Below are 9,443 nucleotides of genomic sequence, written 5' to 3'. Positions count from 1 at the left end.
TGACGAGGCCGGCATGGAAAGCGATGTGCGAGCAAGGGTATGGCCGCATTCTCAACACCTGTTCGGCAGCCGGAATATTGGGCGCTGCCGGTATGAGTAACTACGGCTCGGCCAAGACCGGATTGATCGGCCTGACTCGCGTTCTCGCCGCCGAAGCCGCCGGTCGCGACATCAAGGTCAACGCCATCGCCCCGATCGCTTATACGCGGATGCTGGCGCACTCCGTAGACGGCGCCGCGCAGCCCGATGATCCCGCTGCGCAAGCGGTGCTGGATGACCTGGTCAGTCAGTACCTGCAGCGACTGGATCCCGCGTTGGTGGCTCCCGTGGCGGCTTACCTGACCCACCGGGATTGCCCGGTGTCGGGGGAGATCTATACCGTTGGGGCAGGCCATGTTTCGCGGTTCTTCATCGGCAGGACAAGGGGCTTCTACCGTCCCGGATTGTCCATCGAGGACGTGCGTGACCATCTGGACGAGATCCGCGATGAAGCCGGCTACACCGTGCCGGGCGGAACTGCCGACGAGATGAGCGAGCTTTTCACGACCATCATGGCCGGCTTCAGCAGCTGAACGCCGTGCCGACACCATCCGGTGGTGGCGTCGACTTCAGGCAGCCGAACGGCTCGATGCCGGCGGGGCTGAATTTGGCCGCCGACTGGTGCGCGTAGTCAACGCAATACAGGCCGGTTTGGTCGGCGCGGCACCGGTAGTCACCGAACGACAGCGAATCCCCGTCCGCGAGTTCCGGTCCGTTGCCGTTGATGAACGGACCGGGATCGGCCCGGGCGGATCCGACCTGCAGGTTCATCCCGTCGAAGCTGATCCAACCGCCTTGCCATTGGCCGTAGGCCGTCGCGGGCGCCGGCGGCGGGCTGGTCAGACTCACCAGGCAGGCCAGCGCACCACCCGTGTGTTTCGCATCGGTCATGCAGGAGACCTTGCCCGCCGTCGCCGTCAGTGCGATGTCGTCGCCGAGTGGCGTGGCCGCCCCGTCGCGGGTGGCCGTGTGAAAGCGGCTTGGATCGGCGCGGTGACCGGCCTCGATCCACGCGATGACGTCGGAGATTGCCGCACCCGCGGCCGGCGCGCCGGATGGTCCCGGTGATTTGTTTCCCGGCGCCCCGGCGGCGCTGGACGTCTGGGTGGTGCTTCCGGTGGGCTCCGAATGGCCGCCAGTGGCGTGTGAGCATCCGGCGACCAGTAATGACGCGGCGATCATCGCAGCTATCCGCATTCAGTCAGGCTAACCGCCGCGCCGGGCAATTAAGGCGCTGTGCGCGCGTTACGACCGTCATGTCGGTTACCGTCGGGTTATGCATGACCGCACTGTCCGCGCACGCACGGCCATCGGCACCGTCGAAGGCTTCACCCGCGACGGGGTCACTCGATGGCGGTCGATCCCGTATGCCCGTCCACCGGTGGGAAGCCTGCGCTTCCGGGCGCCGCAGCCGGCGCGCCCGTGGTCGGGTGTCCGGCACTGCCATGGCTTCGGCAACTGCGCACCTCAACAGCGCCGCTACACCCTGCTCGGCATGTCGGGTTCGGGAGGCCGCTACCAGCCGATGGGCGAGGACTGCCTCACCCTCAACGTTGTGGCGCCCGAGGGCGCGGCCGAGGGACCGCTACCCGTCATGGTGTTCATCCACGGCGGCGGCTATTTCCTGGGCAGCTCGGCGACACCGTTGTACGACGGTGCGGCCTTGGCGCGCCGGGGATGTGTGTACGTATCCGTGAACTATCGGCTGGGCGCGCTGGGGTGCGTGGACTTTTCGTCACTGTCGACACCGGAGATCACGATCGACAGCAACCTGTATCTGCGCGACCTGGTACTGGCGCTGCAGTGGATTCACGACAACATCGCGGGATTCGGCGGTGACCCGGACAACGTCACCATCTTCGGCGAGAGCGCAGGCGCGTGTATCACCGCCTCACTGCTGGCGGTGCCCGCCGCCGAAGGCTTGTTCGCGCGGGCGATCTCGGAAAGCCCAGCGTCGGGTCTCGTGCGGTCGCAAGAGGTTGCGGCAGAATTCGCGAGCCGGTTCGCCAACCTGCTCGGGGTGCGCAGGCAGGACACCGCCAACGCACTGATGCAGGCGTCCGCGGCCCAACTGGTGGAAACCCAACACCGATTGATTGACGAGGGCATGCAGAACAGGCTGGGCGCCTTCCCGATCGGCCCGGTCTTCGGTGACGACATCCTGCCGATGGATCCGGTAGAGGCGATGCGGCGCGGCGAGGCCCACCAGGTCCCTTTGATCGTGGGCACGAATGCCGAAGAGGGCCGGTTGTTCACCCGGTTTCTGACGATGCTGCCGACCAACGAATCGATGGTCGAAGAGCTGCTGGCCGAGGCGGAACCCGCTATCCGCGAACGCATTACCGCCGCATATCCCGACTATCCCGACCGGGAGGCCTGCATCCAACTCGGCGGTGATTTCGCCTTCGCGTCGGCGGCCTGGCAGATCGCGGAGGCCCACAGCGCGCATGCCCCGACCTACCTCTACCGGTATGACTACGCCCCGCGCACGTTGCGCTGGTCCGGTTTCGGTGCCACCCATGCCACCGAGTTGCTCGCGGTGTTCGACGTCTACCGCACCAGATTCGGCGCGTTGTTGACCGCGGCGGCGGACCGGCGGGCCGCGTTGCGGGTCAGCAACCAGGTGCAGCGGCGCTGGCGCGCGTTCAGTCGCACCGGGGTGCCGGGGGAGGACTGGCCCCTCTACACCGCCGAAGACCGCGCCGTGATGATCTTCGACGGCAGGTCCCGCGTCGAGTTCGATCCACACCCACATCGCCGAATGGCATGGGACGGCTTCTCACTGGCGCGTTGACCTGGCACGCTGACCCTCATGCATGCCGAGACCGAGCAAGTCATCGAACGACCCAGCGACCTCACCGCCTCCTGGCTGGCCGTGGTCATCGGCACCGGACCCATCGCCGATTTCTCGGTGGAGCGCATCGGTACCGGCCAGATGAGCGAGTGTTACCGCATCCGGCTCAGTTATGCAGAGGGACCCGCGGAGGGGCCCGAGTCGGTGGTGCTGAAGGTCGCGGCCACCGATCAGGTCAGCCGGCAGACCGGCCTGGCGCTGGGGCTCTACGAGCGGGAGGTGCGCTTCTACGGCGACATCGCGCCGCGTCTGGGTGGGCCCATCGCGCCCTGCTACCACGCGGCGGTCGACACCTCGACGGGCGTGTTCGATTTGTTGCTGGGTGATGCCGGGCCGGCCGTCGTCGGCGACGAAATCGCCGGTGCCACAGTAGAACAGGCCCACCTCGGGGCCGTCGAACTGGGACGGCTGCACGGGCCGCTGCTCGGTGACGTCTCGCTGGCCGAGGCACCGTGGCTCAACCGTGAGGCGCCGCTGAACCAGGCCATGATCACCCCGTTGTATGCGGGTTTCGTCGACCGCTATGGCGACCAGATCGCGCCGGAGCACCGCGTGGTGTGCGAGCGTCTGGTGGCCGCGTTCGACGGCTACCTGACCCAGGAGGCGGAGGCGTCCGGGCGGGGGCGCATCCAGGGCCTGGTGCATGGCGACTACCGCCTGGACAACATGCTGTTCGGTACCGACGGCGCGGATCGCGCACTGACGGTGGTTGATTGGCAGACCGTGTCCTGGGGCCCTGCCCTGACCGACCTGGCCTACTTCCTGGGTTGCGCGCTGCCCACCGAGGACCGCCGCCAGCACTACGACGCGCTGCTGCGGGCCTACCACGAGGCGCTCGGTCCGCAGGCGCCGCTCACCCTGGCCGACGTCGCCGACGGCGTACGCCGGCAGAGCTTTTTCGGGGTGATGATGGCGATCGTCTCGTCAATGCTGGTCGAGCGCACCGACCGCGGCGACCAGATGTTCATGACGATGCTGCGACGGCACTGCGACCACGTCCTGGACACGGACGCGCTGTCGACGCTGCCCGAAGCGGTAGCACCCGAGCCGTTGCGACCGTCGGCCGAAGACGAACTCGCCCACGACCCCACCGCCGAACCGCTGTGGAGTGAGAGCTGGTACGCCGACTTCGTCGATGCGGCACAGGGATTGGGCGGCTGGTTCCGCCTCGGCCGAGTGGCCAACGAGCAGATCGCGTGGGTGCATATGCTGTTGTGCGGACCCGACATGCCAACCGTCGCCATCGACGCGCAAGTGCCGCTGCCGTCGGACCCGTGGACCCTGCGCACCGATGACGTCGAGCTCGGCCATTCCGCCGAGCTGCCCCTGCAGAGCTATCGCGTCGACGTGCGGGCGCGGGGCCAGGCTTACGCCGATCCGTCGGCGTTGTTGCGCGGGGAGCCCGGAACCCCGGTCGAGATGACCATGCGCCTGGTGTGGGCCACCGACGGCACGCCGTACAAGTACGGGCTGACGACGCGTTATGAAATCCCGTGCACCGTCTCGGGCAGCGTCACGATCGACGACCGCAGCTATCGTTTGGAATCCGTTGCCGGCCAACGCGACCACTCGTGGGGTGTGCGCGATTGGTGGGGCATGGATTGGATGTGGAGCGCGCTGCACCTGGACGACGGCACCCACCTGCACGGTGTGAACATCCGGATTCCCGGGGCACCCGCGTTCAGCATCGGCTACGAACAGGGCGCCGACGGCAAGGTCACCGAGCTGCAGACCGTTGATTCACGAGAGTCCTTCGCCGGCAATGGGTTACCGCTCGAAGCGACGCTGGCGCTCCAGCCCGCGGGGATCACCGCGGACGTCGACGTGCGCGGCCAGGCACCGGTCCGGCTCGTCGCGACGGATGGGCGGGTCAGCCAGTTTCCCCGCGTCTGGGCCACAATCAGCACCGCCGACGGGCGTAGCGGTGTCGGCTGGCTGGAATGGAACCGCAACCTCGGCGAACAGACCTAGGTGAGCGGACCGGCCCCCGTCGTGGTGATGGGCGTCTCGGGATCGGGCAAGTCGACGGTCGGGGCGGCGCTCGCGCAGCGCTTGCAGGTCCCGTTCGTCGACGCCGACACCCTGCATCCGGCAGCCAACATCGCCAAGATGGCGGCCGGCGAACCGCTCGACGACGACGACCGCTATCCCTGGCTGGAGCGGGTCGGCGACTGGTTGGCCGCTCACCGCGACGGCGCCGTGGTGAGTTGTTCGGCGTTGAAAAGGGCGTATCGCGACCAGCTGCGCGCGCACTGCCCGGGCGTGGAGTTTCTGCATCTCTCGGGTTCGGCGGAACTGATCGGCGGCCGGCTGGCGGTGCGCGCCGACCACTTCATGCCGGCCGCGCTGCTGCGCTCGCAACTGGACACCCTGGAACCCCTGGATCCCGACGAGGCCGGCATGACCGTCGACATCGGTCCTGACGTCGACGCGATCGTGGACACCGTCGCGCAAGCTCGCGAGTAGCCGGGGCGGACCCGGCCGTGTAGCATTATGCTACAGCTTGTAACGGAGTGTTGCATTGGAGGACATCATGGCCGAGGCTCTCGATCGTGTCACGCGGGTTGCGTCCGACCTGATGGACAGCGCGGCGGCTGAGGGCGCGCGCCAGAGCCGCTCGGCCAAGCAGCAACTCGACCACTGGGCGCGGGTCGGACGCGCGGTGTCCAGCCAGCACACCGCCTCGCGGCGACGGGTCGAAGCCGCACTCGCCGGCCAGCTGGCGACCAGCGAACTCACGGTCGAGGAGGGCGTGGTGTTCAACGCCGAGATCTCCGCGGCCATCGAAGAAAGCCTGGCGCGCACCAATTACGGGGCGACGCTGGCCGGCCAAGGGGTCAGCACCGTAGCCCTCAACGACGACGGCGAGATCGTCGAGCACCGCCCCGACGGCGCCGCGGTGGTGCTCGCGGGCGGGCGCTGACCCGGCGTTCGTAGCGGTTCGGCGGTCCGATGGATCGACTTGATCTGGTGGTCGGGCCGAACGGCGCCGGTAAGTCCACGTTCATCGCGTTCACCCTGGCACCGCTGTTGCCGGGAAGCCTCGTGGTCAATGCCGACGAGATCGCGAGACAACGCTGGCCGGAGAATCCAACGTCGCACTCCTACGACGCCGCGCGCATCGCCGCCGACACCCGCGCAAAACTGATCAAACTGGGTCGATCCTTCATCGCCGAGACGGTGTTTTCCCATCCCTCGAAACTGGACCTCATCCACGCAGCCCGCGGTGCGGACTTCACCGTCGTGCTGCACGTGCTACTCATCCCGGAAGACCTTGCGGTCGAACGTGTCCGGCACCGCGTGACAGCCGGCGGTCACGACGTGCCAGAAGCCAAGATTCGGCAGCGCCATCGGCGGCTGTGGACGCCGGTCGCCGAGGCCATCGCCCTGTCCGACCTCGCAACGGTCTACGACAACAGCCGGCTTCGCGGTCCGCGCATCGTCGCGCGGCTCAGCGGCGGCCTGACGGTCGGCGCGCCTAAGTGGCCCACATGGGCGCCGGAGAACCTGCGGGCACGCTGGCCCGACTAGCTCCGAACCCCTACCAGGGCAGCTTGCGGCGGCCGGTGTCGACCTGAGTGCCGACTCGCTCGCGCGCGGTGTCGGCTAGGTCCCCGCCGCGCTGGCGGGCGGTTTCGGCGAATTCCTCGCCGCGCGCCCGCGCCGTGCCGGCCAGCTTCTCACTGCGCTTGCGCGCCTTCTTGGCCAGCTTCTCGCTCCGCTTGCGGGCCTTCTTGGCCAGCGGTGCGGCGCGGTCGGCGGCCTCGTCGGCGAGCTCTTCGCTGTGCTTACGTGCCTTCTCGGCCAGATAGGCGGCGCGGTCGGCGGCCTCGTCGGCCCATTGCTCCCCGCGCTTGCGGGCCTTCTTCGCCAGCGGCCTGCTACGGTCGGCCGCGGTGCTGGCGAGTTCGCGGCCCCGTTCGAGGGCGGCTTCGGCGTAGGGCGCGCCGCGCTCCGCTGCGGTGCTGGCGAGTTCGCGGCCCCGTTCGAGGGCGGCTTCGGCGTAAGGCGCGCCGCGCTCTGCCGCCGTGCTGGCCAATTCGCGGCCCCGCTCGGCGCCGATCTGCAAGCCGTGTGAGATCCGATCACCCAGCTCGGAGAAATCGGCATCGAAGCCCGAGTCGTCCGAACCGGGCCACGCCGACGAGACGCGCTCGGACAGCCGTTCGGCCGCTCGCCGGCCGCGCCACCCGAGTGAGGGCTTACCGGCGGTATCCGCCGACGCGATCAGCAGTCCGCCCAGCAGGCTGAGGTCGGTGAGAAATTGCTGACGTTTCTGGGCTTTGGCCACCGGGTCGCTTTCGTTCCAGAACGAATGCGTCCCGAGGTTGGCCGGCAACACCGTCACCGCGAGCGCCGCCGACGCGATGCGGGGGAGTTTGCCGGTGGCAAGCAGCAGACCGCCACCGATTTGAACGGCAGCGGTGATCTGCGCGACCGTCTCGGGGTCGCTGGGAATGCTGCCGCTCACCGAGTCCGGCAACGCCTGAAGGCCGTCGACTGCCGGAGCGGCGGCCTCCGCCGCCGATTTGGGATTGAGTAGCGAATTGACTCCTTGCCCGATGAATGCCACTGATAACAGGGGTCGCGCGATTCTCCTGAGCACCATGGCCGGTGTATTACCCGGCTGCCTGTCGAGCAAACCGTTGGGTCAATATCCCCAGCTAGACCGGCATAGACATCAAGGTGCACATCGATAGGGTGGAGCGCGTGCGAGCGTTGATCATCGTCGACGTGCAAAACGATTTCTGCGAGGGCGGCTCCGTGCCGACGGCCGGCGGCGCTGCGGTGGCGCCCGCGATCAACGCCTATCTGTCCGAAGACCCGGGTTACCACTACATCGTGGCGACCCAGGACTTTCACATCGACCCGGGTGATCATTTCTCCGACCGCCCGGACTATTCATCCTCCTGGCCCGTGCACTGCGTGGCCGGAAGCGCGGGCGCGAATCTACGCCCGGACCTCGACATCGGGCACATCGATGCGGTCTTTCGCAAGGGCGCTCACGCCGCGGCGTACAGCGGTTTCGAGGGGGTCGACGGGAACGGGACGACGCTGCTGCAGTGGTTGCGGCGGCGGGGGGTCGACGAGGTCGACGTGGTCGGTATCGCCACCGACTTCTGCGTGCGCCGGACCGCCGAGGACGCCGCAGCGGCAGGCCTGACCACCAGAGTACTGGTGGACCTGACCGCGGCCGCCGCCGTGGACTCGGCCGCCGACGCGCTGGCGGACATGCGCTCCGCAGGCATCGAATTGGTTGGGGGACCGTAGTGGTGGTGCCGCTGGATCGGGAACGTCTGCTCGCCGCCGTGGAGCGCTCGCCGCGGGCGGCCGCCGCGCACGATCGCGCCGGGTGGGTGGGACTGTTCGCCGGTGACGGCCGGATCGAGGACCCGGTGGGCTCGCGACCGCACGTGGGGCATGAGCAGATCGGGCGCTTCTACGACACGTTCATCGGTCCGCGTGACATCAAGTTCCATCGCGATCTCGACATCGTCGTCGGCACCACGGTGCTGCGTGACCTCGAGCTCGAGGTGGCGATGGGTTCGGCCGTGACCATGTACATTCCCGCCTTCCTGCGTTATGACCTCCGGGAAGCCAACGGCGAGTGGAAGATTGGCGAACTGCGGGCCTACTGGGAGCTTCCCGCCATGATGTTGCAGTTCCTGCGCAGCGGCTCGGGTGCCCTGCGGCCCGCGTTGAACCTGTCCAAGGGGCTGCTGAGCAATCAAGGCTGGCATGGCACCGCAGGTTTCATGACCGGATTCCGACGGGTGGGAGCGCGCCACCAGCGGCTGCTGACGACGTTCCTCGACGCCGTCGCACGGAAAGACGAGCTCTCCGCGGCGCGGCTGCTGTGCTCAGATGCCGCAATAACTTTGGGTGATCGCGACCCGCTCGAACTGGCCGAGCTGGTGGAGCAACTGGACGGGGCCGGCGCAACCAAAATGAACAGCGCGGGCCCAACCGTCGCCGTCTCACTCAACTCGGGTCACGGACGCGCCATCGTGTTCGCCGATGTGGCTCGGCGCGGCAACACCATCAACCGGATCAAGTACTTTCCCGCCTGATCCACCCCCTTCAGGTATGTCTCACCGGACCACCATCAGCGCCAGCGTTGCCGCGGACAGGCACAAGTACGCGCCGGGGAACGCGATGTTGTACAGGACGTGCGCCCTCAGGTGCGTCACCACCGCACCGACGAAAAACGCAACCAGGCCGGCGGCGGCCGCGATGCCCAATAGCCGCGGGCCCACCAGGCCGACAACGATCCCGGCGGCTCCGGCCAACTTCACCGCGCCAAGGGCCGGTAACCAGGACCGCGGGACCCCGACCTGGGCAGAGTTGGCCAGAACGAAGCGCGCCGGAACGAGGTCGGCTATGGCGATCGCGGCGGTGATAGCGGCGGTAATCAACGTGATCACGACAAGAGCGGTGTTCATCTGGATCAATCCCTTGTCGCGCAGCAAATTCCGCAGCGGCGGGTCGAGTGCGTGCACTGTGCGCCGCGGCGCACAATCGGTAAGGTCATGGTGCTTGTCTCCTTTGC

Annotated in this window: 11 protein-coding genes; 8 read left to right on the top strand and 3 right to left on the bottom strand. The window is 67.8% G+C overall.

Annotation, left to right across the window (positions count from 1 at the left end; all coding sequences use genetic code 11):
• Positions 1–572 (top strand): SDR family NAD(P)-dependent oxidoreductase (locus VFW69_RS24340; RefSeq protein WP_526505471.1); only part of this gene is annotated, 572 nt, incomplete at its 5' end.
• Here the strand turns inward: VFW69_RS24340 and VFW69_RS24335 are convergent.
• Complete coding sequence (locus VFW69_RS24335; RefSeq protein WP_526505469.1) at positions 562–1,236, bottom strand: hypothetical protein; 675 nt, start codon at positions 1,234–1,236, stop codon at positions 562–564. The genes VFW69_RS24340 and VFW69_RS24335 overlap by 11 nt on opposite strands.
• Before the next feature lie 79 nt (positions 1,237–1,315).
• Between VFW69_RS24335 and VFW69_RS24330 the strand changes: the two genes are divergently transcribed.
• The 5 genes from VFW69_RS24330 to VFW69_RS24310 all read left to right on the top strand — a co-directional run bounded on the left by VFW69_RS24330 (position 1,316) and on the right by VFW69_RS24310 (position 6,424).
• Positions 1,316–2,833, top strand: coding sequence for a carboxylesterase/lipase family protein (locus tag VFW69_RS24330; protein WP_526505467.1), 1,518 nt, complete (start codon positions 1,316–1,318; stop codon positions 2,831–2,833).
• Positions 2,834–2,851: 18 nt separating this feature from the next.
• Positions 2,852–4,864: a DUF7064 domain-containing protein gene (locus VFW69_RS24325; protein ID WP_526505465.1), complete on the top strand. Its 2,013-nt coding sequence runs from the start codon at positions 2,852–2,854 to the stop codon at positions 4,862–4,864.
• Positions 4,865–5,359 (top strand): gluconokinase, encoded by a 495-nt coding sequence (locus VFW69_RS24320; RefSeq protein WP_526505463.1) that lies wholly within the window; start codon positions 4,865–4,867, stop codon positions 5,357–5,359.
• Positions 5,360–5,426: 67 nt separating this feature from the next.
• Positions 5,427–5,816, top strand: coding sequence for a TA system antitoxin ParD family protein (locus VFW69_RS24315; RefSeq protein WP_526505461.1), 390 nt, complete (start codon positions 5,427–5,429; stop codon positions 5,814–5,816).
• 29 nt (positions 5,817–5,845) lie between these two features.
• The gene (locus tag VFW69_RS24310) at positions 5,846–6,424 is read left to right on the top strand and encodes an ATPase (RefSeq protein WP_526505459.1); all 579 of its coding nucleotides are present in this window, start codon (positions 5,846–5,848) and stop codon (positions 6,422–6,424) included.
• A gap of 10 nt (positions 6,425–6,434) precedes the next feature.
• Here VFW69_RS24310 and VFW69_RS24305 read toward each other — a convergent pair whose 3' ends face one another.
• Positions 6,435–7,502 carry a DoxX family protein gene (locus VFW69_RS24305; RefSeq protein WP_526505457.1) on the bottom strand — a complete coding sequence of 356 codons (1,068 nt, stop codon included), beginning with the start codon at positions 7,500–7,502 and terminating at the stop codon, positions 6,435–6,437.
• A gap of 101 nt (positions 7,503–7,603) precedes the next feature.
• Between VFW69_RS24305 and pncA the strand changes: the two genes are divergently transcribed.
• Together pncA and VFW69_RS24295 are read left to right on the top strand one after the other, a co-directional pair.
• The gene (gene pncA / locus VFW69_RS24300) at positions 7,604–8,164 is read left to right on the top strand and encodes a pyrazinamidase PncA (protein ID WP_526505455.1); all 561 of its coding nucleotides are present in this window, start codon (positions 7,604–7,606) and stop codon (positions 8,162–8,164) included.
• The gene (locus tag VFW69_RS24295) at positions 8,164–8,964 is read left to right on the top strand and encodes a ketosteroid isomerase family protein (RefSeq protein ID WP_526505453.1); all 801 of its coding nucleotides are present in this window, start codon (positions 8,164–8,166) and stop codon (positions 8,962–8,964) included. Before pncA ends, VFW69_RS24295 begins: the two co-directional genes overlap by 1 nt.
• Before the next feature lie 21 nt (positions 8,965–8,985).
• Here the strand turns inward: VFW69_RS24295 and VFW69_RS24290 are convergent, their stop codons facing one another.
• Positions 8,986–9,336: a DoxX family protein gene (locus VFW69_RS24290; protein ID WP_526505451.1), complete on the bottom strand. Its 351-nt coding sequence runs from the start codon at positions 9,334–9,336 to the stop codon at positions 8,986–8,988.
• Positions 9,337–9,443: the final 107 nt, after the last annotated feature.

Origin of the sequence: Mycobacterium sp., from assembly GCF_036273375.1 — a bacterium.
GTDB lineage: Bacteria > Actinomycetota > Actinomycetes > Mycobacteriales > Mycobacteriaceae > Mycobacterium.
Note: the sequence above shows the minus strand (reverse complement) of the source record. Positions and strands in the feature narration are given on the sequence as shown.